The 22,646-nt window shown below is 65.9% G+C and carries 23 protein-coding genes and 1 riboswitch; of the genes, 11 read left to right on the forward strand and 12 right to left on the reverse strand.

Features of this window, described 5'->3' with window-relative positions; genetic code table 11:
- Window positions 1-11: 11 nt before the first annotated feature.
- The 8 genes from ABCR88_RS12245 to ABCR88_RS12280 form a co-directional block, all read right to left on the reverse strand.
- Window positions 12-1,937 carry a TonB-dependent receptor gene (locus tag ABCR88_RS12245; RefSeq protein WP_350404896.1) on the reverse strand — a complete coding sequence of 642 codons (1,926 nt, stop codon included), beginning with the start codon at window positions 1,935-1,937 and terminating at the stop codon, window positions 12-14.
- A 151-nt stretch (window positions 1,938-2,088) separates the two neighbouring features.
- A riboswitch (cobalamin riboswitch) is annotated at window positions 2,089-2,293 on the reverse strand.
- A 216-nt stretch (window positions 2,294-2,509) separates the two neighbouring features.
- Window positions 2,510-3,583, reverse strand: a complete 1,074-nt coding sequence (locus tag ABCR88_RS12250; protein WP_236187135.1) for an arginine N-succinyltransferase — start codon at window positions 3,581-3,583, stop codon at window positions 2,510-2,512.
- A gap of 49 nt (window positions 3,584-3,632) precedes the next feature.
- The gene (locus ABCR88_RS12255; protein ID WP_350404641.1) at window positions 3,633-4,649 is read right to left on the reverse strand and encodes an arginine N-succinyltransferase; all 1,017 of its coding nucleotides are present in this window, start codon (window positions 4,647-4,649) and stop codon (window positions 3,633-3,635) included.
- Between the two features lie 172 nt (window positions 4,650-4,821).
- The gene (locus tag ABCR88_RS12260) at window positions 4,822-6,171 is read right to left on the reverse strand and encodes an APC family permease (protein WP_325985829.1); all 1,350 of its coding nucleotides are present in this window, start codon (window positions 6,169-6,171) and stop codon (window positions 4,822-4,824) included.
- A gap of 215 nt (window positions 6,172-6,386) precedes the next feature.
- Window positions 6,387-7,139 (reverse strand): N-formylglutamate amidohydrolase, encoded by a 753-nt coding sequence (locus tag ABCR88_RS12265; RefSeq protein ID WP_011060542.1) that lies wholly within the window; start codon window positions 7,137-7,139, stop codon window positions 6,387-6,389.
- Window positions 7,123-8,478 (reverse strand): glutamine synthetase family protein, encoded by a 1,356-nt coding sequence (locus ABCR88_RS12270; RefSeq protein ID WP_350404643.1) that lies wholly within the window; start codon window positions 8,476-8,478, stop codon window positions 7,123-7,125. Before ABCR88_RS12270 ends, ABCR88_RS12265 begins: the two co-directional genes overlap by 17 nt.
- Entirely contained in the window at window positions 8,475-9,119 is a 645-nt protein-coding gene (locus tag ABCR88_RS12275) for an isochorismatase family cysteine hydrolase (RefSeq protein WP_350023904.1), read from the reverse strand. The genes ABCR88_RS12270 and ABCR88_RS12275 overlap by 4 nt, the downstream gene beginning before the upstream one ends.
- A 2-nt stretch (window positions 9,120-9,121) precedes the next feature.
- Window positions 9,122-9,976 (reverse strand): MurR/RpiR family transcriptional regulator, encoded by an 855-nt coding sequence (locus ABCR88_RS12280; protein WP_350404644.1) that lies wholly within the window; start codon window positions 9,974-9,976, stop codon window positions 9,122-9,124.
- 354 nt (window positions 9,977-10,330) lie between these two features.
- Here ABCR88_RS12280 and ABCR88_RS12285 point away from each other — a divergent pair, with 354 nt between their 5' ends.
- The gene (locus tag ABCR88_RS12285) at window positions 10,331-10,906 is read left to right on the forward strand and encodes a histidine phosphatase family protein (RefSeq protein WP_350404645.1); all 576 of its coding nucleotides are present in this window, start codon (window positions 10,331-10,333) and stop codon (window positions 10,904-10,906) included.
- 191 nt (window positions 10,907-11,097) lie between these two features.
- Entirely contained in the window at window positions 11,098-11,859 is a 762-nt protein-coding gene (cobF, locus tag ABCR88_RS12290) for a precorrin-6A synthase (deacetylating) (RefSeq protein ID WP_350404646.1), read from the forward strand.
- A gap of 134 nt (window positions 11,860-11,993) precedes the next feature.
- Here cobF and ftrA read toward each other — a convergent pair whose 3' ends face one another.
- Window positions 11,994-12,980 carry a transcriptional regulator FtrA gene (gene ftrA, locus ABCR88_RS12295; protein WP_232642593.1) on the reverse strand — a complete coding sequence of 329 codons (987 nt, stop codon included), beginning with the start codon at window positions 12,978-12,980 and terminating at the stop codon, window positions 11,994-11,996.
- A gap of 103 nt (window positions 12,981-13,083) precedes the next feature.
- Here ftrA and ABCR88_RS12300 point away from each other — a divergent pair, with 103 nt between their 5' ends.
- The 5 genes from ABCR88_RS12300 (at window position 13,084) to ABCR88_RS12320 (ending at window position 17,059) form a co-directional block, all read left to right on the forward strand.
- Window positions 13,084-13,518 (forward strand): rhodanese-like domain-containing protein, encoded by a 435-nt coding sequence (locus ABCR88_RS12300; protein WP_232642592.1) that lies wholly within the window; start codon window positions 13,084-13,086, stop codon window positions 13,516-13,518.
- Between the two features lie 273 nt (window positions 13,519-13,791).
- Complete coding sequence (locus ABCR88_RS12305) at window positions 13,792-14,571, forward strand: ABC transporter substrate-binding protein (RefSeq protein WP_011060550.1); 780 nt, start codon at window positions 13,792-13,794, stop codon at window positions 14,569-14,571.
- Between the two features lie 103 nt (window positions 14,572-14,674).
- Entirely contained in the window at window positions 14,675-15,787 is a 1,113-nt protein-coding gene (locus ABCR88_RS12310; protein WP_350404648.1) for a succinylglutamate desuccinylase/aspartoacylase family protein, read from the forward strand.
- A 118-nt stretch (window positions 15,788-15,905) separates the two neighbouring features.
- Window positions 15,906-16,280: a hypothetical protein gene (locus tag ABCR88_RS12315; RefSeq protein WP_173476943.1), complete on the forward strand. Its 375-nt coding sequence runs from the start codon at window positions 15,906-15,908 to the stop codon at window positions 16,278-16,280.
- 62 nt (window positions 16,281-16,342) lie between these two features.
- The gene (locus ABCR88_RS12320; RefSeq protein WP_350404649.1) at window positions 16,343-17,059 is read left to right on the forward strand and encodes an alpha/beta fold hydrolase; all 717 of its coding nucleotides are present in this window, start codon (window positions 16,343-16,345) and stop codon (window positions 17,057-17,059) included.
- Between the two features lie 13 nt (window positions 17,060-17,072).
- On the opposite strand, the gene ABCR88_RS12325 is transcribed toward ABCR88_RS12320, so the two are convergent.
- Both ABCR88_RS12325 and ABCR88_RS12330 read right to left on the reverse strand, forming a co-directional pair.
- Complete coding sequence (locus tag ABCR88_RS12325; protein WP_232642588.1) at window positions 17,073-17,651, reverse strand: hypothetical protein; 579 nt, start codon at window positions 17,649-17,651, stop codon at window positions 17,073-17,075.
- 154 nt (window positions 17,652-17,805) lie between these two features.
- Entirely contained in the window at window positions 17,806-18,591 is a 786-nt protein-coding gene (locus tag ABCR88_RS12330) for a hypothetical protein (protein WP_019093529.1), read from the reverse strand.
- 421 nt (window positions 18,592-19,012) lie between these two features.
- Here ABCR88_RS12330 and folE point away from each other — a divergent pair, with 421 nt between their 5' ends.
- The 3 genes from folE to ABCR88_RS12345 are packed head-to-tail and all read left to right on the forward strand — an operon-like array spanning window position 19,013 to window position 20,653.
- On the forward strand, window positions 19,013-19,573 hold the full coding sequence (gene folE / locus ABCR88_RS12335) for a GTP cyclohydrolase I FolE (protein WP_019093528.1): 561 nt from the start codon (window positions 19,013-19,015) through the stop codon (window positions 19,571-19,573).
- The gene (locus ABCR88_RS12340) at window positions 19,574-20,101 is read left to right on the forward strand and encodes a chalcone isomerase family protein (protein WP_350404650.1); all 528 of its coding nucleotides are present in this window, start codon (window positions 19,574-19,576) and stop codon (window positions 20,099-20,101) included. It abuts the gene before it with no gap.
- Between the two features lie 24 nt (window positions 20,102-20,125).
- On the forward strand, window positions 20,126-20,653 hold the full coding sequence (locus tag ABCR88_RS12345) for a DUF3833 domain-containing protein (protein ID WP_350404651.1): 528 nt from the start codon (window positions 20,126-20,128) through the stop codon (window positions 20,651-20,653).
- An 18-nt stretch (window positions 20,654-20,671) separates the two neighbouring features.
- Here ABCR88_RS12345 and ABCR88_RS12350 read toward each other — a convergent pair whose 3' ends face one another.
- On the reverse strand, window positions 20,672-21,127 hold the full coding sequence (locus ABCR88_RS12350; RefSeq protein WP_350404653.1) for a thiol-disulfide oxidoreductase DCC family protein: 456 nt from the start codon (window positions 21,125-21,127) through the stop codon (window positions 20,672-20,674).
- 178 nt (window positions 21,128-21,305) lie between these two features.
- Here ABCR88_RS12350 and ABCR88_RS12355 point away from each other — a divergent pair, with 178 nt between their 5' ends.
- Window positions 21,306-22,604 carry an Nramp family divalent metal transporter gene (locus ABCR88_RS12355; RefSeq protein WP_350404897.1) on the forward strand — a complete coding sequence of 433 codons (1,299 nt, stop codon included), beginning with the start codon at window positions 21,306-21,308 and terminating at the stop codon, window positions 22,602-22,604.
- Window positions 22,605-22,646 lie beyond the last annotated feature (42 nt).

Raw genomic sequence — 22,646 nt, forward strand, 5'->3', positions numbered from 1 at the left:
GTCGGTCGGCCTCAGAAGCGGTAGGTGTAGCGCACTTCGGTGGTGAAGGGTCGCCCCAGGTTGTCCACCGAGGGCGAGGTGCTGGTCATGCTGGTGCTGTAGTCGCGGTCGAACAGGTTCTCCACCAGTAGGCTCAGGCGGTGCTGCTGGGCCGTATCCAGGTAGCGATAGGCATCGGCGTCGACCACCGAATAGTGGCCGTAGTCGACGTTCTTCGGGCTGTCGATCTGGCCGATGTAGCGGACCGCACCACCCACGCCCCACATCCGGTCCGGGGCTTCGAAGCCCAGCCGCGAACGGGCGAAGAAACCGGGGATGTTGCTCAGGGTCATGCCGTTGCGCGACTCCAACAGGTTGCGGGTCATGTCCGCCTGCAGGGTCCATTGCGGGCTGAACTGCCAGCGCCCGTCGAGTTCGATGCCGCGCACCTTGATCCGGCCCTGGCCGTTGCTCCAGACATCGTTGGCGTCGAGGGTGATCAGGTCGTCGATCTTGCGGTGGAAGGCGCTGACGCTGGCGTTGAATTCGCCGGCCAGCAGGCTGCCCTTGTAGTCCAGGCCGAGCTCGGCATTGAGGCTCTTTTCCGGCTTGAGGTCGGGGTTGCCTTTTTCGTAGTCCTCGTTGGCGTACAGCTGCTCGGCGTTGGGCAGCTTGAAGGCGCTGCCGTACTGGCCGCGCAGTTGCCAGTGGGGCGTCAGGTCGTAGAGCGAGGTGAGCATGCCCACGGTGGCGCTCTCGCCGCCGCTGATTTTCTCGTGGCGCACGCCCAGGCTCGGGTGCCAGTCGGGCAGGGCGTCGAACACCGGGCGCAGCTGGGTGTACAGGGCATTGGCCTGGGCCTGCTTGTTATCGATCTTCAGCACGTCGTCCTGGCCCTTGAACCACTGGTTGTCGGTGCCCAATACCAGCACGTGGCCGCCGTCCAGCTCGGCCTTGCCCTCGGCCTGCAGGCCCCAGTCGGTGAAGCCCCAGTAGTCGTTGTGGTTGATCACCTGGGGGGCGCCGCTGGTGGTGCTGTTGATACGGGTGTAGCGGGTGTCCCAGTCGTTGACATGGCCCTTGACGAAGTAGCTGAAGCCTTCGCCCAGGCGCTGTTCGAAGGTCGCGGTGGCGATCTGCTGGATGCGGTCGTTGGTGGTTTTCCGGTTGTTCACCGGGCGGGCGAAATCCAGGTTGGCGTCGCTGTACTGGTAGAACAGTTCCAGCCGCGAAGCGTCGCCAAGGCCCTGGATCGCCTTGGCGCCGAAGGTGGTCACTTCATAGCCACGTTTCTTGTCCCGGGTGTTGGCGTTGTAGGCGCTGTTGCGAAATGGCTGGTAGCCATCGGAGACGTTGTGGCTGACATAGGCCAACAGCCCCAGCTCGCCCAGGCCATTGCTGAGGATCTGCTCGGCGCGGGCATCGCCGCTCCTGCCCATGAAACTGTCCAGGCCCAGGTTGACCTCGCCGGAGACGTCGCGGGTCTGCGGGCTGCGGGTGACGATGTTGATCACCCCGGACACCGCCTGTGTACCGAACAGCAGGCTCTGGCCACCCTTGAGCACCTCGATGCGCTCGATGGCGTTGGCCGGCAGGGTATCCAGGTACAGGCCGCCGTACAGGCGGTTGTTCAGGCGCACGCCGTCCAGCAGGATCAGGGTGTCGTCGTTGCGCCCGCCCAGCAGGGAATAGGTGCCGTAGTCGAAGGGGCCATTCTTGGGCGCCACATACAGCCCCGGCACGTACATCTGCAGGACCCGGGTGATGTCGCTGCTGGGGCCGGCGCGTTCGATCTGCTGGCGGTCGATGATCTCCACCTTGCTGCCATAGCGGGCCATTTCGGCCACCGTGGTGGACTCCACCGAGGGGGCGGAAACAAATTGCTGGTCCAGCGTCAGGGGGCTGTCGTCCGCCAGCAGCAGGGGGCTGAACAGGCAGCCGAGCAGGGCGCCGCTCATGGTGCGGCGAGGTGCACGCCAGTCGCGTGCAGGCAAAGAGTCAGGTGTTGTCATTGTTGGTCTTCTCGAAAGTGTCTTCGGGAAGCACGCAGGAGAGGGTATCGGCCACGGGCACGCGACCATACCGGCCCATGCCCGCCCACCGCAGGATTGCCAAACAGACGTCACAGGCCGGTCTCCGGGCTTGCGAGTCTGGCGGCATTCGCCTTCCCATACCTTGGGTACAGTGGCCTGTTGAATGCAGCACTCGCTTACCGTTGCGGGGGCAGCACCGGACTTGCCCGAAAAGGGGCGCACCGGTTTCCCGTTTCACCTCCTGCACGGCGGCAGGAGGCACCTGAAACTGGGCGGCATATGAACATCCGCCCCGGCGTTCGTCAATGTTGCGCCTGCCGCCAGGTGTTACCGGATTCATCGCCCTGACGCCTCTGTAGCCACTGCCGAGCCCGTGAGGCTGCGCAAAGGCCCGCAGGGCATTGCTTGGCAGTCTCATGTCGAGCGCCTCAGCGGTCTTGAGATTTCGCGCCCCTGCGGGCCGTTCTTCCGAACGCGGCCCGAGCCTGCGGCAGCGGCTACAGGAGCAGGGCGCTTTGCGGAGCCAGGTGCCGCTGTGCGTGCAGGGCCGTGCGTGACTCGCAGGCCAGCAGCGGCACCGCCCGTACCGAGTCGCCCGGCTGCAGTTGCAGGCGCTTGGCAGTCAGCCGGTCCACCAGCAGGCAACCCGAAACCAGGCGCCCGGGGGCGGCGGTGATGCGGCAGCTTTCCAGGCGCCGGTTGTGGATCAGCCACACCGGCGCCTGTGCGTCCGGAGTGCCCACTAGCAGGGGCAGGGTCTGGCTCTCGCGCACGCTGCGGATCTTCGCCACCTCGGCCTCGATCAGCGGCCCGCCATCGAAGATGTCGATGCAGCCCTGATGGCTGAAGCCCTCGTCGCGCAGGATGCTCACCGCCTGTTCGGTGCTGGTGTGGGCCTGGCCGATGGCGGCCTGCGCCTGGGGGCTGAGCAGGCAGGTGTACAGCGGCTGGCGCGGCATCAGTTCGGCGATGAAGGATTTGCTGCCGTGGCTGGACAGGCGATTGGCCTGCTGGAAACCCATCTTGAAGAAGTGCCGCCCCAGGCTGTCCCAGAACGGCGAACGGCCCTGGCTGTCGAGCTGGCCGCGCAGTTCGGCCACCAGCTTGTCGCCGAACAACCGGGGGAATTCGGCGACAAACAGCAGGCGCGCGGTGGACAGCAGGCGGCCGGTGTAGCCCTGGCGGAGATCGCGGCGCAGGAACAGCGAGCACAGCAGCGACTGCCCGGTCATCTCGTTGCACAGGAACAGGGTCGGGATGTGCTTTTCGATGCCCAGCACCGGGGCGCTGCCGTGGGTGGTGCCGACCCGGTAGTTGTAGCAGGGCTCGCGCAGGCCGATGGCGCCGCTCAGGCCGCAGACCCCGATCACCTGCTGCTCGTCATCCTCCATGACGAACAGGTAGTCGGCATCGGCCCGCTCCACCTGGTTGGCGAAGGCTCGCTGCGCCCAGCGCACCCGATGGGCCAGGCGCTCGGGGTCGGTGGACAGGTTGTTCAGTTCGCGACAGCTGCCTTCGAGCAGGCTCAAGACCGCCGGCAGATCGGTGACGCGGATCGGACGGACGATCATTGGCGGGCTCCTGGCAATGACGCCGGGCAGGGGGGCAACAGGGGCCGGTTCATAAGGCAACGCTCCGTACCGGCTCGCCCGGCGCCAGTTGCAGGGCCTGGAGCATGGCCGGGTCGAGGCCGACTTCATCGCCCGGGGCGGTGTCCAGCGCCGCGACTATGGCGCGAAAGCCCTGCAGCCGCTCGTTGCTCAGCAGCCACTGCTGGCCCTGGCCGCTCTGGGGGCTGGGGTAACTGGTGGCGACCCGGCTCTGGGCGATCGAGCGCAGTTGGTGGCTGCGCCCCTGCAGGGTCGGCCCGGCATCGAACAGGTCGACGTACTGGGTCGGCGCGAAGCCTTCGTCGATCAGGATCTGACAGACCTCCCGGGCATCCGGGTGAACCTGGCCGATGCAGTCCTGGGCCGCCTGCGCCAGCATCGGGATGTACAGCGGGTACTGGGGCATCAGTTCGGCGAGAAAGCCGCGGCCCTGCAGGGCGCACAGGCGCTCGGCCTCGACATAGGGCAGGTCGAAGAAGTGCTGGCCCACGGCTTGCCAGAACGGCGACTCGCCGTTGGCGTCGCTGTAGCCGACGATCTCGCTGATGCAGCTGTCGGCGAAGCGCTGGGGGTGGGCGGCGATGAACAGCAACCGCCCGCGGGAGGTGAGCTGGGCCAGTGGCGTACCGCCCAGCGGCGGGTCGACATGGAAGCTGCGCAGCAGGGTCTGTTCGCTGAGGTCGTGGCACAGCGACAGGGTAGGCACCCCGTGCTGGATGTTCAGCTCCCGGGAACTGCTGATGAACGGGCGGTTGCGCAGGCTGTAGAACGGGCTGGCAAAACCGGCAGTGGCGAGGATGTCCGAGCAGCCGCGCAACTGGCCGCTGTCGAGGTCCTCGAGCACCAGGAAATAGTTCTCCGGGCCCTGGCTGGCATCGCTCTTGGCGAAGGAGGCCTGGGAATCGAGGATCTTGTCCCGCAGGCAGGTTTCGTCATCCACCAGGGAGGTCACGCCCAGCAGGCGTTCGCGGGCCAGGCGCCGCAGTTGGGGCAGATCGGATAACGCCACCGGACGCAAGGCCAGCATGGGTGTACTCCTGTATCAAGGGCCGCTTGCCCCGGGGGGCAGGCACTGGCCAGACATCACTGTCGGTTACCACGCAGTTCCACGGCCGCGGCATCCGGCGGCCAGTCCCCGGGCCGCTCTTGCTGGCAGCGCCGGGATTGGCGCGACGCCCTGGGGCGCCGCGCGGGTGCAACTAGTGCTTGAGCGGGTCGGGCAGGGCGGCGCCGCTGCCCAGCTTGTTCAGCAGGAACAGGTAGACCAGCCCGGCAAGGATCCAGATGGCGCCGAGTTTCTGCGCATCCACGCCCATGTTGTACATGATGGCGCTGACGATCACGAAGCCGATTACCGGGCAGATCAGGTGGCGCACCACCTGGCCGGACTTCTGCCGGCGCCAGTAGAAATTGATCACGGTGATGTGCAGCAGCATGAAGCCGCTCAGGGCGCCGAAGTTGACCAGGGAGGTCAGGGTGTCCACCGAGTTGATGAACAGGTAGCAGATCAGCAGCGACAGCACCGCCACCAGGTAGATGCTGATGTGCGGGGTGTTGTGCTTGGGGTGGACCTTGGCCAGCACCTTAGGCAGCTTGCCGTCGCGGGCCATGCCGAACAGCAGGCGCGATACCGCGGCCTGCGAGGTGATGGCCACCGCCACGCCCCAGGCCAGCGCGGTGGCCACTCCGGTGAGGGTCGCCAGCCAGCTGCCGGCGGCCAGTTCGGCGATTTCATAGAAGGCGGTGTCGGCGGACTTGAAGCCCATGCCGGCGGCCAGGTCGGTGGCGATCCAGGTCTGTACCACGAAGATCGCGCCCATCACCACCAGGGTGATCAGCGCGGCGCGGCCGACGCTGCGGCCCGGGTCGCCCTTGACCTCTTCGGCGAGCGTGGAGATGGCATCGAAGCCGAGGAACGACAGCACCGCGATGGACACGCCCTGCATCAGCATGCCGAAGTGGAAGTTCTCCGGGTTGTACAGCGGCGCCAGGGTCAGCTGGCCGTTGCCGGCGCCACCGTGCAGGGCATTCCAGGCGTAAAACAGGAAGATCCCCAGGACCGCCAGTTGCGCGAGCAGGAACAGGATGTTCATCCGCGCGGTGAAGGTGATGCCGCGCAGGTTGACGAAGGTGGCGCTGACCAGGAACGCCAGGATGAAGCCGACCTTGGGCACTTCCGGGTACAGGTGGTTGAGCGCCATGGCCGCGTAGACGTAGAGCAGCGGCGGGATCAGCAGGTAGTCCAGGAGCATCAGCCAGCCGGCAAGAAAGCCCACATGCGGGTTGAGGCCGCGCTGGGCGTAGGAATACACCGAGCCGGCGATGGGAAAGGCGCGGGCCATGGCGCCGTAGCTCAGGGCGGTGAAGACCATCGCCACCATGCCGATGACGTAGGCCAGGGGCACCATGCCCGGGGCTTCCTGGTTGACGTAGCCGTAGACCCCGAACGGGGCGATGGGAATCATGAAAATCATCCCGTAGACCACCAGGTCACGCAGGCTCAGCCCGCGCTTGAGTTCCTGTTTGTAGCCGAATTCTTCAATCTCCATGAAGCCGTTCTCCTTGAGCCTGTGTAAGTGGGTAAAGGCGGGGCCTTGCGGGTCGTCATTGACACCTCGGGCCGCGCTTTCGTGTTTGAACCTGGCAGGGTTTAAAGACACACCACAGCGGTTTTTCTAGTTGTTGTACCGGTCCTGCAAACAGCGTTTTGGCGCGCCGGGTGAGTCCTTCGGGGCGCGCCGGTGAAACCTTCCTCTCGCCGCGGCTACAGCAGCGGCGCCAGTGTATCGCTCCAGTGCTGCACCGCTTCAGGGGTACGCAGCAGATCGTTGCGCACCTCGATCAATACCGACGCCAGGCCACGGGCGTCGCCGTGCACCGGCACGGTCATGTCGCTCAACGGATCGATCTCGTAGGGCTGGTTGCCCGCCACCTTGATCGGCAGCCTCCACAGCCCTTCGAGGATCCGCGCCGCGTAGTCGGTGGCGCTGCCATACAGCACGCCGATTTCCAGCGCGCGCGGCTGCCCGTAGTAGACCGGGGTGAAGCTGTGGATCCCCACCACCCGCACTTCACGGCCCTGGGCCAGGCGCCGGTCGATGATCCTTTGCAGGCGCTGGTGAAACGGCGTGAACAGCTGCTGGCGGCGGTACTCGCGAGTGGCCTCGTCCAGTTGCTGGTTGCCCGGCACCTGATAGATCTCGCTTTGCAGCGGGATGCTGTCGGGGGCGTGGCGCGGCCGGTTGAGGTCGATCAGCAGGCGCGAGTAATTGGCCGCGATCAGGGTCGCGCCCAGGGCCTGGGACAGGCTTTGGGCCAGTTCCAGGGCGCCCGGGTCCCAGGCGATGTGTTCGCGGGCCGCCAGCGGGTCCAGGCCCAGGTCGTGCAGGGCCGGTGGAATGTAGTGGCTGGCGTGTTCGCACACCAGAATCAGCGGGTGCTCGGAGTCTTCACGGATCAGGCGGTAGGCCGGCTCGGTGTAGAACCCCAGCTCGGCGGATTTAGTACAGGTGTCCATAGTGCTCACAGAGTTGGGCAGCAGTCAGGTGCTCGGTCAGGGACACTTCCTTTTGTTTGACGGCGAAGTAGGTGGCCAACAGGTCCTGGGGCAGGAACTGCAGCAGTTCAGTGTTGCCGCGCAGGCATTCCAGGGCCTGGGGCAGGGAGCCCGGCAGCGGCACGATGCCACTGGCCAGGCGTTGCTCGGCGCTCAGGTCCGAGGGGGCCTTGTCGGTCACCGCGTTGAGCGCCAGCTGCTGCTCGATGCCCAGGCGCCCGGCGATCAGGATCACCGCCATCGCCAGGTGCGGCGAAGCGGTGGCGTCCAGGGCGCGGAACTCCAGGTTGTACTGCGGCGCCACCGGCTTGCCGCCCAGGCTCAGGGTCGGGCAGATGCGCAGCGAGGCTTCGCGGTTGCGCAGGCCCAGGCAGGCGTAGGAGGCGCTCCAGTGATGGGGCTGCAGGCGCTGGTAGGAAATCGGCGTCGGCGCGGTGAAGGCGCACAGCGCCGGCAGGTGCCTGAGCACCCCGGCGGCCCAGTGCTGGCCCAGGCTCGACAGGTCGTCGCCACTCACCGCGTGGGGGTCGTAGAGCAGTGGCTCGCCGTCCAGGTTTTGCAGGCTCAGGTGCAGGTGCACCCCGTTGCACACCGCGTCCTCGGCAGTCTTGGGCGCGAAGCTGACCCGGTGCCCCATTTGCCGGGCGATTTCCCGGGTGATCTCGCGCACGTTCACTGCCCGGTCGGCAGCGGCCAGGCCCTGGGTCGGCCGGCAGGTGATCTCGTACTGCTGCTTGCCGTATTCGGGGAGGAACATTTCCGGTTCGGCGCCGGCGGCTCGCAACGCCGCCAGCAGCCAGCCACCGAAGGCCGCGCCCTGGCGCTGGGCTTCCAGGGAGAAGGCCAGGTGCTCGCGCTGGTCGGTGCCGGTGTCGAGGTTGAATTCATGCTCGAAGGCCGCGGTGATCTGGATGCCCAGCTCGCGGTAGCGCTCGATTTCCTTGCGCAGCAGGGTGCGCGGGCAGGCCGCCCAGGGCTTGCCGTCGGTCTCGCAGATGTCGGCGTGGATGAAATCCAGCGACGCCGCGCTGGCATCCGGCCCGGCGCCGACACTGACCCGGCTGTCCAGGTCGGGGATCAGCCGCAGGTCGCCATAGGCGCCCCAGGGGTTGTCCTCGGCGATCAGGTCCTGGGGCGTCAGCGCGCTGTTGGCCGGCACCCAGCCGCAGCCGCCGACCTTGTAGCGCTCCAGTTCGTCGCTGGGAAAGGAGCGGCCACGGGTGACGCCGATCAGGTCGGTGGTGACGATGCTGGTCATGGCCACCGGGGTCAGGGCCTCGATGCCCTGGCCGCGGCTCATCCGCGGATCTCCCGCAGGCGGCCGAGCACGGTGTCGGTGTCGGTGATCCAGCAGTAGCCCTTGATTGCGTTGAGGCAGGCCTGGTGCCGGGTATCGCCGTAGGTGGCGCAAGCATCTTCCACCAGGGTCACCAGGTAGCCGCGGTCGGCGGCGTCGCGCACGGCCATGTCCACGCACTGGTCGGTGACGATCCCGGCGATGATCAGGTGGCGGGTTTCCAGGTTGCGCAGCACGTAGTCGATGTTGGTGGAGTTGAACACCCCGGAGGAGGTCTTGGGCAGCACGATCTCGTTTTCCACCGGTTCGAGCTCGGCAATGATCGCCGCCTGGGGGCTGCCCTTGGGCAGGTGCATGTCCGACAGCTTGTGGTCCAGGGAGCGGTCACGGCCATCGGCGGTCAGGCTTTCGATAATGGTGTGCAGCACGTTCTGCCGCGCCTCGCGCACCGCCGCCAGCAGTCGTTGCTGGTTGGGGATCACCCGCTCTCGTGCGCGCTTGAGAAAGGCCTCGCCGTCGGGCCCTTGCAGGTGCGGGTCGAACTGCGGTTCAAGCCACGCCCGCTGCATGTCCACCAGCAGCAGGGCGGTGTGGTCGACGACGAAGGGCAGGTCCCGGGGCGAACGGTGGGGCAGGCTGAACATCCTTATTTTTCCTCCAGCACATGGGTAGCAAATTCCGCCCGCAGGGCATCGATGCCCTCCAGGCGTTGATCAAGATGAGGGCTGCGCGGGGTCAGGCAGGCGACCAGCGCCTCGACCTGGGCCAGCGCCGGCACCAGGGTGTCGAAGGGCGACAAGGATTCCACCGGTGCACTGATGACCAGGTCCGCCAGCTCCCGCAGCGGCGAGGCATAGATATCGGTGAACAGCACCACCCGGGCGTTGCGTGCCTTGACCGCACTGGCCACGCGCATGGCCTGGGACTGGTAGCGGCGGTAGTCGAACAGCAGCACCAGGTCCTGGCGCTGGACATCGAACAGGCGGTCCGGCAGTTGGGCGTTGTCGTCAAGGAAGAAACAGCCCGGGCGCATCAGCCGCAGGTGGTTGAACAGGTAGAGGGCGAGGAAGCTGCTGAAGCGGCCGCCGAAGCAGTACGCCGAATGCCGGCTGTCCAGCAGCCAGTCCATGAGCACGCGGATGTCTTCGGGTTGGGTCAGGGCCTGGGTGTCCTGCAGTACGCGCTGGCTGTCGGCCAGGTAGCGGCCCCAGGTATCGCCCTGGGCCACTTGCGAACGCGGGCGCAGCAGGGTGCTGGGGGAGCGCAGGCGGTCATCCATGTCACTGAGCAGGGCTTCCTGGAATTCGCCGTAGCCGCTGAAACCCAGCTTCTTCACCAGGCGCACGATGGTCGGATCGCTGACCCCGGCGTGTTCCGCCAGGCGTGACATCGGCCCCAGCCCGTTGCGCGGGTAGTGATCGAGCAGGGCCCGCACGACCTTGCGCTCGGACGGCGTGAGGTCGAGGGCGGGGTCGGTGATCAGGTCTCTGAGAGAGGGCATCGGGGTGCCTTGGAAAGTGATGTCGTTTTTATTTCATAAAATGGCGAAATGGATATTTATGTAATAGACGCTACATGTCTAGTGAATTTTCCTCTGATATCAAATTGCCCTGAAATGGGGCGGTTTCAGGTGGGAATCTGTTGTTGGCGGGGCGGGAAGCCACGGTGCGGGACGTAGGGGAGCGATCGAAACAGGGTCTGGCTTACACCGAGCAGGCCGAATACAGTGGCGCGACCGCACCGGACAGGCACCGGCGTGCTGTTTTGCAATGAACCTTGGAGGCGGTTGCAGCAAAGATGTTGCATCTGCCCGGCCCGTGTAGGTTTGCCAATCGATAACGCCAGAGTAAACACCGTGCAGGCCACCCGTCTGACCCTGATCTGCCATGCCCGCACCGCCGCCCAGAAGCTGGCGCGTTTTCCCCGGGACGAACCCCTGGAGCTGGACTGGCAAGCCCAGGCCCTGAGCCGCGCCGCTGATTTCAAGCGCAGCATCCGGGTGTTGTGCGGGCCCGAGCTGCGCACCCGCCAGAGCGCCCAGTTGTTCAGCGCCGAGCATGAGGTGCAGGACGCCTTGCGCGACTGTGATTTCGGCGCCTGGCAGGGGCTGCGCATCGATGAACTGCAAGAGCGTGAACCCGAGGCGCTGCAGGCCTGGCTCAGGGACCCGCAGCTGGCGCCACCGGGAGGCGAATTCCTGGCCCAGTTGTGCCAGCGCGTGGCGCAATGGCTGGAGGTCATGGCGCAGCGCCCGGGCCACTGGCTGGCGGTGACCCATCCGTTCGTCATCCGCGCCGCGCTGGTGCAGGTGCTGCAGGCGCCGCTGGCGAGCTTCAACCAGATCGACATCGAGCCCCTGTCCCGGCTCGACCTGAGCCACGCCGGCCGCTGGCGCCTGCGCCTGCCCGGGGCCCCGACGCCATCCCGGTAGCCGCTGCCGAGCCCGCGAGGCTGCGCAAAGGCCCCGGGGGCCTTGCCTGGCCATCTCCAGCCGGACATGCAACGGCCCCAGGCCACCCTTCGCCGGGCCGATGCCCGCCGCCCCAGAGGGCTACAGAAGCATTTCTCATCAGGCCAAAGCGCCGCATACTGGCCCGCTGGCAAAACAGCGAGAGCAAGCCCATGAAAACCCTCCTGGTGATCGGCATCGGCGCCGGCAACCCCGACTACATCACGATCCAGGCGATCAAGGCGCTGAACCGCAGCGACGTGGTGTTCCTCATGGACAAGGGGCCGAGCAAGGATTCCCTGATCGACCTGCGACGCGAGCTGTGCGAGCGCTACCTCACCGAGCGGCCCTTTCGTTACGTCGAGGCGCAGAACCCCGAGCGCGAGCGCGGCGACGTGGACTACCAGGCCAGTGTGCAGACCCTGAACCGCGACAAGCAGCAGGTCTTCGAGCGGCTGATCAACCAGGAACTGGCGGACGGTGAAACCGGCGCTTTTCTGGCCTGGGGCGATCCGGCGCTGTACGACAGCACCCTGCGCATCCTGCAGCAGATCCTGGCCAGCGGCACGGCGTCGTTCGAGTACGAAGTGATCCCCGGCGTCACCAGTGTCCAGGCCCTGACGGCCCGGCACAAAGTGCCGCTGAACCACATTGGCCGCTCCGTGGAAATCACCACCGGACGCCGCCTGGCAGCGGGGCAGGCCGGTTCCGCCGACAGCCTGGTGGTGATGCTCGACGCCGAGGATTCCTACCGCCACCTGCGCAACCAGGGCCTGGACATCTACTGGGGGGCCTACCTGGGCACCGCGGATGAAATCCTCATCAGCGGCCCCTTGGACCAGGTGGCCGACGAAATCCGCCGTGTGCGCCTGCAGGCCCGCCAGACCCATGGCTGGATCATGGACACCTACCTGCTGCGCAAACCTCAGGACTGACGCCCCGCCGGACCCGTGTCGACCGATTGCATCCCGCTCCTGCACGTCTCTTCTGTAGGAGCGGGCTTGCCCGCGAAAGCGCCGGGATGGACGCCGCCGGATCAGCGTCGCTCCCTGCGCCGGCAAGCCGGCTCCTACGGCCGTGGTGGTGGGGTGCTTTCCAGGCCGCGGCCGAAGCGTTCGCGGTACACCGACGGCGGTACGCCCACCAGGCCGCGAAAAGCCACGCGAAAGCTCTCCACCGAGCGATAACCGCAGCGCAGGGCAATGCTTTCGGTACTCTCGCTGCCGCTTTCCAGCAGTTCCCTGGCCCGGGCCAGCCGTTCATGCTGCAGCCAGGCCTTGGGCGAGGCGCCAGTGGCGTCATGGAAACGCCGCAGGAAGGTGCGTTCGCTCATCAGCGCCCGGGCCGCCAGTTCGCTCACGCTCAGCGGTTGATGCAGGCGTTCCCGGGCCCATTGCATGACTCGCGACAGGTCGCTGCGCGGGGTACGGCTGACCGGTGCGGGAATGAACTGCGCCTGGCCGCCGGTGCGTTGCGGCGACATCACCAGGCGCCGGGCCACGCTGTTGGCCACCTGGGTGCCGAAATCCCGGGCCACCAGGTGCAGGCAGGCATCGATACCGGCGGCGCTGCCAGCGGAAGTGATCAGTTGCCCGGCATCGACATAGAGCACATCCGGGTCCACCCGGATATTCGGGAAACCCTCGGCCAGCTCGCGGGCGTAGCGCCAGTGAGTGGTGGCGCTACAACCATCCAGCAGCCCGGTTGCCGCCAGAACGAACACCCCGGAGCAGATCGACAGCAGCCGCGCACCGCGTTGGTGGGCCTGGCGCAGCGCTTCCAGCAACTTCGGCGGCGGCGCCTGCTCGCGGCTGCGCCAGCCGGGAATGATGATGGTCCGCGCCTGCTCCAGCAGCTCCAGGCCCCCGTCGGCCAGCACCTGGATCCCGCCCAGGGCACGCATCGGACCGGGGTCCACGGCGGCGATGGTTTGCCGGTACCAGGGGAAATCGAACTCCGGCCGGGCCAGGCCAAAAATCTCCACGGCAATGCCGAACTCGAAGGTGCAAAGGCCGTCGTAGGCGAGAATCGCCACCAGTCCAGGGTGATTGTGCATTTGGCGGAAAGTTACCAGTCAGTGTCTGGGTCGCCACTTTAGCGAGGTGGGGCAGGGCCTATAAAGTCCTTCCCACCTTAATCGCACGTTTCTGGAGACGCCTATGACCAGCCTGGTCCGCAGCACTGCCGCCGCCCCTTCGGCCATTGCCCTGATGCATTTTTGCAACCGCCTGACCTTTGAAACCGACTGTTCCGACGTCCACAGCAGCCAGGAGGCCGGTGAAGTGGATTTTGTCCTGGTGGATGTGCGTGGCGCCGAAGCCTTTGCCCGTGGCCATGTCCCCGGGGCGATCAATCTGCCCGGGCGCTTGCTCACCGCCGAACACCTGGCCGGTTATCCTCGCGACACCCTGTTCGTGGTGTATTGCGCCGGCCCTCACTGCAATGGCGCGAACAAGGCGGCGGTCAAGCTGGCGGCCCTGGAATACGCGGTCAAGGAGATGATCGGCGGTGTCACCGGCTGGCTCGATGAGGGCTTCCAGCTCAGCACCGGGCAACCGCGCCGCGAGGGAGCGGATCTGTCCTGCGCCTGCTGAAGGGCTGACTCCGCTGGTAGCGGCCTTGGGCTGCGGCTAGCGGGGATGTGTCGGTAAAAATGGCCCGTTCTGAGGCGAACGTCGGCATTTTCAGGGACAAACGCATCATGCCGGGGCGAGGGAGGAGGTAGAGGATCGCGGGCGCATATTTTTTATAAGTATTTGTCGCATAAACACAATTTGCATCCTGGGAGCCGCTCTAGACTGCTGGCCACTTCGATTTGCCCCCAATCGAAACCAGCCAATAAAAGCCTCCGTCTCCTGGAGTTATAAATGAACAAGTTTGCGCTGTTCGGTGCCCTGGCACTGTCGCTGTTTTCCTTCACCGCTTCGGCCGACGAGGCCAAGCCGATCCGTATCGGTATCGAAGCCGGCTACCCGCCGTTCTCGATGAAGACCCCCGACGGCAAGCTCACCGGTTTCGATGTCGACCTGGGCAACGCCCTGTGCGAGCAGATGCAGGCCAAGTGCACCTGGGTCGAGCAGGAGTTCGACGGCCTGATCCCGGCGCTGAAAGTGAAGAAGATCGACGCCATCCTGTCGTCCATGACCATCACCGACGACCGCAAGAAGAACGTCGATTTCACCATAAAGTACTACCACACCCCGGCGCGCTTCGTGATGAAGGCCGGCACCAGCATCAAGGACCCGCTGACCGAGCTCAAGGGCAAGAAGGTCGGTGTGCTGCGGGCCAGTACCCATGACCGCTTCGCCACCGAAGTGCTGGTGCCGGCGGGCATCGACCTGGTGCGCTACGGCTCCCAGCAGGAAGCCAACCTGGACATGGTCTCCGGCCGCGTCGACGCGCTGCTGGCGGATTCGGTGAACCTCGACGATGGCTTCCTGAAAACCGACGCCGGCAAGGGCTTTGCCTTCGTGGGCCCTGAGTACAACGATCCGAAATACTTCGGCGGCGGTGCCGGCATTGCCGTGCGCAAGGGGGATCAGGAACTGGCCGGGAAATTCAACAAGGCCATCACCGAGATCCGTGCCAACGGCAAGTACAAGCAAGTGCAGGACAAGTACTTCGATTTCGACGTCTACGGCGAGTAAGCCCGGGCGTTGAAAAAGGTGGTTGCCGGGGGCCGGCCGCCACCTTTTTTGTGCGCCACTGTTTTATTCTGCGCCACGCCTTTTTCTGATCTCCGGAGTTGCCATGCAACGCATCGACCATTCCCTGCCCTGGGGCCACCTGGGCACCCAGCGCCAGCTCAGTGTGTTCCGCTTTGGCAGCGGCCCGCGCAAGGTGTACATCCAGGCCAGCCTGCACGCCGACGAACTGCCCGGCATGCGCACTGCCTGGGAGCTCAAGCAGCGCCTGGCGCAGCTGGAGAACCAGGGGCGCCTGCAGGCAGTGATCGAGCTGGTGCCGGTGGCCAACCCCATTGGCCTCGACCAGCAGGTGCAGGGCAGCCACCTGGGGCGTTTCGAGCTGGGCAGCGGCAAGAACTTCAACCGCGCTTTCGTCGAACTCAGCGGCCCGGTGGGCGACCTGATCGGCAAGCAACTGGGGGACGACGCCACGGCCAATATCGCCCTGATCCGCCGTGCCATGGTCCAGGTGCTGGATGAGCTGCCAGCGGCTGATTCGCAGCTGCAAGCCCTGCATCGCTTGCTGTTGCGCCATGCCTGCGACGCCGACATCACCCTCGACCTGCATTGCGATTTCGAAGCGGCGATCCACCTCTATGCCTTGCCCCAGCACTGGCCTCGCTGGCAGTCCCTGGCGGCGCGGCTCAAGGCCGGGGTGGCGCTGTTGTGCGAAGACTCCGGCGGCAGCTCTTTCGACGAATCCTGTTCCGCGCCCTGGCTGCGCCTGGCCCGGGACTTTCCGCGGGCGGCGATTCCCCCGGCAAACCTGGCCGCCACCCTGGAGCTGGGCAGCATGGGCGACACCCGGGTGCAGCAGGCCCGGGCCAACTGCGAAGCCATCCTGGGGTTTCTCGCCGAACAGGGGCTGATCAGCGGCGAGTGGCCGGCCGCTCCGCAGCAGTGCTGTGAAGGCATGCCCTTCGAAGGCACCCAGTACCTGTTCGCCCCCCACCATGGCGTGGTCAGTTTCCTGCGCGATGCCGGAGAGTGGGTGGAGCGTGGCGATGCCCTGTTCGAAGTGGTGGACCCCTTGAGCGATCGCGTCAGCACCGTGTGTGCCGGCACCAGCGGCGTGCTCTTTGCCCTGGACCGTGGGCGCTACACCCAGCCGGGCATCTGGCTGGCCAAGGTGGCCGGACGCGAGGCGATTCGCGCCGGCAAGCTGATCAACGACTGAACCGCCACCGCAGGGGGCGATTGGGCGTTGGCTGGCCAGCGCAAGCTGCAGCGCGCCCACCCCTTGATCCGGCGTCACGCCCTGCGCCGGCCAGCCGGCTCCTACGACAGATGTGCCCATGCCCCGAGTGTCGCTGTGCATCCGCCTGCTGTTCGCCCTGTGTCTGCTGGCGGCGACGTTCAATCACCTGCGCGCCGCTTTCGAGCATGGCCTGCTCTGGGATTATGGCTACGGCGCCGCCACGCCCCTGCTCAGCCGGGCCTTCTGGGGCTCCCTGACGCTTTTCGATCCGCTGGCGGCGCTGCTGCTGTTGGTGCGCCCGCGCTGGGGCCTGCTGCTGACCCTGGCAATCATCCTGCTGGATGTGTTGCACAACAGCCTCTACGTGGCGGCCCATGGCCAGTGGCTGGAGACCTTCTACCTGTCCCAGGTGGGGTTTGCGCTGGCGGTGCTGCTGTGCTTGCCGCTGGCCTGGCGCGGGCTGGGCAGATGAACGCTCGGGATTGGCAGTGCTAGGCTCTGGCGACCCGTTTTTATCCCTTCAAGGAGCTACACATGATCCGCTACCTGGCGTTGTTGGCGCTGCTGGCCGCGCCTTGGGTGCAGGCCGCCGATGCACTGCGCGATGACCTGCCGCTCAAGTACCTGGAGCAGGCCCCGGCCGAGCCGCGCAACCAGCCGCTGGTGATTTTCCTGCATGGCTACGGCAGCAACGAGGCCGACCTGTTCGGCCTGCATGAGCGCCTGCCGGCAACCTACACCTATGTGTCGGTGCGGGCACCGCAGACCCTGGAGGAGGGCAGCTACCAGTGGTTCCACCGCAAGGGCCAGGGCCCCTACGACGGTGTGACCAGCGAGCTGGCCAGCAGCGCCGAGCTGATTGGCCAGTTTGTCCGCGCGGCGCTGGCCAAGTACCAGACCCAGCCGGACAAGGTGGTGCTGGTGGGGTTCAGCCAGGGCGCGGTGATGGCCTATGAAGTGGGCCTGCGCCATCCGCAGTCGGTGCGGGGCATCGCCGCCTTGAGCGGGAAGATCCTGCCGGTGCTGGCAGCGCAGGTGAAGAACAACCCGAGCCTGCAGCGCCTGGGCATCTTCATCGGCCATGGCACCCTTGACCAGCGCCTGCCCTACAGTGATGCGGTGGATGCCCAGCGCTTGCTGCAGGGGTTGTCACTGCAACCGCAGTTCCATGCCTACCCGGGCCTGGGGCACAGCATCAGCGACGCCGAGATCGACGACCTCAAGGGCTGGCTGCAGGGGCTCAACCCCTGAGCCGGCACGGGGTTTACTGACCGAGGATCTGCTTCATCAGCGCGGTGTGGCCGGCCTTGTCGGTGGCCCGGGAAATTATCTGGATCACCGCCATGCGTGTGCCGGAGCCGGCAATCAGGGTGGAGTTCAGGGTCAGGCCGCCGCCCATGGTGGCGGTGCTGTCGATCTGGCGCACGCCAAGGCCCTTGAGGGTCATGTTCTTTTCGCTCTGCTTGCTGAAATCCGGCAGCGCCGCGGCCTGTTGCGCGAGAAAGCCGCTGACCGCGTCATCGAGAAAGGCGGCGTCGTTGTCCTGGACCTTGGCCCCATGGGGAATGGTGTTCTGCGCCGCGATCACCACGGTACGGGTGGTGGCGTTGGAATACAGGGTGCCGCTGGCGCCCTCGGTGCCATTGGCCTCGCTGCCGGCCGGCAGTACCGAAGCGCTGAACCCCTTGGGCAGCGTGAAAGCGAGCTTGCCGTCGAGGACTGCGACCTTCTCCCCCGAGGCCTGCCTGGCCGTGGATTTGCTGGCGGCGACCGCGTTCAGCGCGCCCAGGCCCGCCACGGCGGCGAACACCAGGACCAGGGCTTTTCTAGCGAAAGATGACATGCGCAATCTCCGGGCAGTGATCAAAGGCGCGCATCATCCCACGGCCGTTGCGGCCTGCTCCACAAGGATTTTTCAGCGCGGCTCCGATGACGGCCAGCCAAGGCTTGTAGGAGCTGGCTGGCCAGCGAAAACTTCCGCCAGCCCGTTGCAAGACTCAAGGGCCCCTGCGCCGGCCAGCCGGCTCCTGCACAGTGGCTCGCAACAGCCGCTTGCTCAGCCCCAGGACCAGCATCGACGCTGCCAGCGCCACCGCGAAGGCGAGCATGCCCAGCGGGGGCAGGGCCAGTGCCAGGGCCAGGCAGAAGGCGGCGAAGGCGTACAGGCCGGTGGTCAGGGAGCGCAACAGGACGGTGGTGAAGGCCACGCCGCGACTCTGATGGGAGAACACCGCAAGGACGCTGCCAAGCACCGGGAACACCGCGAGCATGCCGCTCCAGCGTTCGCCGACGGTGCTGGCCAACAGGGTCACGGCCAGGGTCAGCAGGGCCCCGGCGAGCATCCGGTAGGGCAGTTTGTCGGAGCGCGGCCCAGGGCTGGCGGGCAGTTCGCCCACCGGCGGAAACAGCCGCGGGGCCAGGAGCAGGGCGCTGGCGGCGCAGAGGCTGGAAAAACCCAGGGATGGCGGCACCTGGGCGATGACCGTGGCCAGCAAGGCCCACACCAGGGTCGCAATGGCCAGGGCCCCGGGCCAGGAGAAGCGCTGCGCGGCATGGGTATAGGCGACGCTGAAGGCGATCATTGCGAACACCGCCGACAGGGCCGCCACCGCGGCATGGGTGGCGAACACCTGGCCCTGCTCCAGGGCCAGGAACAGCAGGATCGGCCCCACCACCACGGGAAACCCCGCCAGCCAACCAGCGACATTCGGGCCCCAGCGCTTGCTCGCCAGGGAGATCAACCACAGAAATCCGGGAACGGTCAGCAGTTTCAACAGCAGCATGGGCGCACTCGGCGGATGAATGGTGCGCCACGCTAGCATCCAACGAAGCGATTGGCGCGTATCAGCAGGCAGGGAAGTGGTCGGGAGTGAAGTGCAGGGTCGTTTTTTCTTGTACAGCGAAAAGGTATTGAATCGATTAAGGGCTTATTTGTACAAGTATTTGGGCTTAAAAGGCATTTTTTGCCAACAAAAATTGTACAAAAATTAAATTGTCGTATAGGTTTTTAAGGTGTGGGATGTGCCGATAGCTGCTCAGTTTTTCAAGGGGCGGCGGTCGCTGCCCACGCTTTTTGGGCTCCGAGGTCAGGCCCGGGTGGAGCCGGGGCTGGGTCAGTTAGGTGGTCGACCACCTCGGAGGCCTTTTTTCCTTGGCACGTGCAAGGAATTGCCCGCCCTGCCAGCCTTTCGGAAGCCATGCGCCATGCACGATCCTCTCTCCCAGCACTTTCACGGCATTTTGCAGGGCTTGGGTGAAGACCCGACCCGCGAGGGCTTGCGGGACACCCCGCAGCGAGCCTCAAAAGCCTTGCGTTATCTGTGCCATGGTTACGAAACCAGCCTCGAAGAACTGGTCAACGGTGCGTTGTTCAGCTCCACCAGCGACGAGATGGTGATGGTCCAGAACATCGAGTTGTATTCCCTGTGCGAGCACCATTTGCTGCCGTTCATTGGTCAGGCTCATGTGGCTTACATCCCCACCGGCAAAGTGCTGGGCCTGTCCAAGGTGGCGCGGATCGTCGATATGTATGCGCGACGCCTGCAGATCCAGGAGACCCTCACGCGGCAGATTGCCGAGGCGATCCAGGAAGTGACCCGGGCGGCCGGGGTGGCGGTGGTCATCGAAGCGCGGCACATGTGCATGATGATGCGCGGGGTCGAGAAGCAGAACTCGCTGATGAACACCTCGGTAATGCTGGGGGCCTTTCGCGAGTCGGCCAGCACCCGCCAGGAGTTTCTTCAGCTGTTGCGCAGGCAGCCTTGAATGAAACGCAGGCGGCGAGTGGGCGTGGCCCGGTTGCTGTGGCTGCTGGTGCTGCTCAGCGCTACGGCCAGTGCCGGTTGGCAAGCGTCGTTGCCCAATGCTCGGCTGCTGGGTAGCGGCGAGTTCAGCTGGTTCGGCTTCAAGGTCTACCACGCGCGGCTCTGGGGCACGGCGTTGCCATTGACCGCCGATAGCCCCTTTGCCCTGGAACTGACCTACCGGCGCACGATCAGCCGCGACGATCTGGTGCAAGCCAGCCTCGACGAGATCCAGCGCCTGTCCGGCAGCGCGGTGAGCCCAGCGCAACTCAAGGACTGGCAGGCGCAGATGCAGCGCGCCTTCGTCGATGTCGAACCGGGCCAGCGCATCACCGGGGTGTTCCTGCCCGGGCGCGGGGTGCAGTTCTTTGTCGACCAGCGCTTGCAGTACAGGGTCGAGGACGAAGCCTTCGCCCGAGCGTTTTTCGCCATCTGGCTCGACCCGCGCACGCGCAATCCGCAGTTGCGCGCACAATTGCTGGGCCAATAGCGGGCGCAGCACAGGAGATATTCCATGCTCAAGCAATACTTGCTAGTGCTGTGCCTCGGCCTGGTCGCATGCAGCGACACCGACGTCAAGCAGTACCGTGACCAGAAGCCCGAGCTGGAACTGCGGCAGTTCTTCAGTGGTCGGGTGGAGGCCTGGGGCCTGTTCCAGAAGCGCTCCGGCGAGGTGATCAAGCGCTTTCATGTGCAGATCGACAGCCGCAGCGAAGGCGAGAAATTCATCATGCACGAAGACTTCACCTACAGCGACGGCACCCGCCAGACCCGGGTCTGGACCCTGGTCCCCGCGGGGCCCGGCCTGTGGCGCGGGACCGCCGACGATGTGGTCGGCGAGGCCCGGGGTGAGGTCGCCGGCAATGCCCTGCGCTGGCGCTACGTGCTCAACCTGCCGGTGGATGGCAAGATCTACCAAGTGCACTTCGACGACTGGATGTACCTGTTGGACGAAAACACCCTGGCCAATCGTTCCTACATGACCAAGTTCGGCTTCGAGCTCGGGCAGGTGACGCTGTTCTTCCGGCGTCAGCCTGGCTGATTGGGCCGGGTCGGGGTCTCAGGACGGGTCGTCGAGAAAGCGCCCCTGGTGATCCGGGCTCGGCAGTAAACAGACGTCGAGACGGCTGAACAACCGATAGCGATTGCGCGCAATAAGGTCGTAGACCCAATCCCGCAGCGGCCGGGGAACCCCGCGCAACAGCCGCAGCCAGCGCCAGGGCGCCGGCAGTTGCGCCATCAGGCGGATAAACGCATCGGAGCGCTGGGACAGCCGGCCTTCCTCGATCAGCACCACGCTGTCGAACTGCTCGGTGGGCAGGCCGAACCAGGCCAGCAGCGCCTGGCCCTGGGGCGATTGCACCGAGGCCAGCTTGATCCGCCGCTGGCTGTCGTGGCGGATGACGAAGCGCACCGAGGCATTGCACAGCTTGCACACGCCATCGAACAGCAACACCCGGTCGCCGGGTTGCAGGAAAGGGGGCAGAGGTTTGGGGGGCGTCGCAGTGCTGTTCACAGGGCTACCTTGGGCCAGAAAATACTCACTGCCGAAGGTTTCGGCGCAGGGCACAACCTGCGCAGCATACTCGCCTTGGCGGGGTAAATTCAGGCTTGGGTGCCCGCATTGAAACGTCTAAGCTGGGCCCCTGCGCCAATCCGCCTGGGAAATATCCGTGAAATTCAGCTTGCCGAAAATCGCCACCGCGCCCTTTTGCCCGCCGGAGGTGGCGGGTTCCGTCGCCGTCGAGCCCGGCGCATCCCTGTGGCGCCGCCTGCTGCGCTTTGCCGGCCCCGGGCTGCTGATTTCCATCGGCTACATGGACCCCGGCAACTGGGCCACGGCCATCGAGGCCGGCTCGCGCTACGGTTACAACCTGCTGTTCGTGGTACTGCTGGCGAGCCTGGCGGGGATGGCGGTGCAGTGCCTGTGTTCACGCCTGGGAATCGCCACCGGGCGCGACCTGGCCCAGCTCTGCCGCGAGCGCTACAGCACCCGCTCGGCGCGCACCCAGTGGCTGCTGGCAGAGGTTTCGATCATCGCCACGGACCTGGCCGAAGTGCTGGGCTGCGCCCTGGCGTTCCACCTGCTGCTGGGGGTGTCCCTGAGCACCGGGATCGTCATCACCGCCTTCGACACCCTGCTGGTGCTGGCCCTGCAGAACCGCGGCTTCCGCCGGCTGGAGGCGATCATGCTGGCGCTGGTGGCGACCATTGGCGTGTGCTTCTTCATCGAGCTGCTGCTGATCAAGCCCTACTGGCCGGACGTGGCCCGGGGCTTTGTACCCTCGCTCTCGGCCATCGGCGACGCCGCGCCGCTGTACCTGGCCATCGGCATCCTCGGCGCCACGGTCATGCCCCACAACCTCTACCTGCACACCTCCGTCGTGCAAACCCGGCTGGTGGGCAACGACCGCGCCAGCCGCGCCGACGCCATCAAGCTGGCGCGGATCGACACCATCGGCTCGCTGGCCCTGGCGCTGCTGGTGAACGCGGCGATCCTGATCCTCGCCGCCGCGGCCTTCCACAACACCGGCCACAGTGATGTGGTGGAGATCCAGGACGCCTACCACCTGCTCGACCCGCTTGTGGGCGGGGCCCTGGCCAGCGTGCTGTTCGGCGTGGCCCTGCTGGCCTCGGGGCAGAGCTCGACCTTCACCGGGACCATTGCCGGCCAGGTGATCATGGAGGGTTACCTCAATCTGCGGATTCCCTGCTGGCAGCGGCGCCTGATCACCCGTGGGCTGGCCCTGATCCCGGCGTTTATCGGCGTCTGGCTGCTGGGTGACGGCGCCGTGGGCCAGTTGCTGGTGCTGAGCCAGGTGGTGCTCAGCCTGCAACTGCCGTTCGCCCTGTACCCGCTGATCCGCATGACCAACGACCGGCGCCTGATGGGCGAGTTCGTCAACCGCTGGCCGACCCGGATCCTCGCCTGGAGCCTGTTCGCCATCATCAGCGCGGCCAATGCCTGGCTGATCCTGCAAATGGCCCTGTAGGAGCCGGCTTGCCGGCGGACGGCCCTTGGATCCTGCGCAGCC

The organism is Pseudomonas sp. W17 (assembly GCF_040268305.1).
Taxonomy (GTDB): Bacteria; Pseudomonadota; Gammaproteobacteria; order Pseudomonadales; family Pseudomonadaceae; genus Aquipseudomonas; species Aquipseudomonas protegens.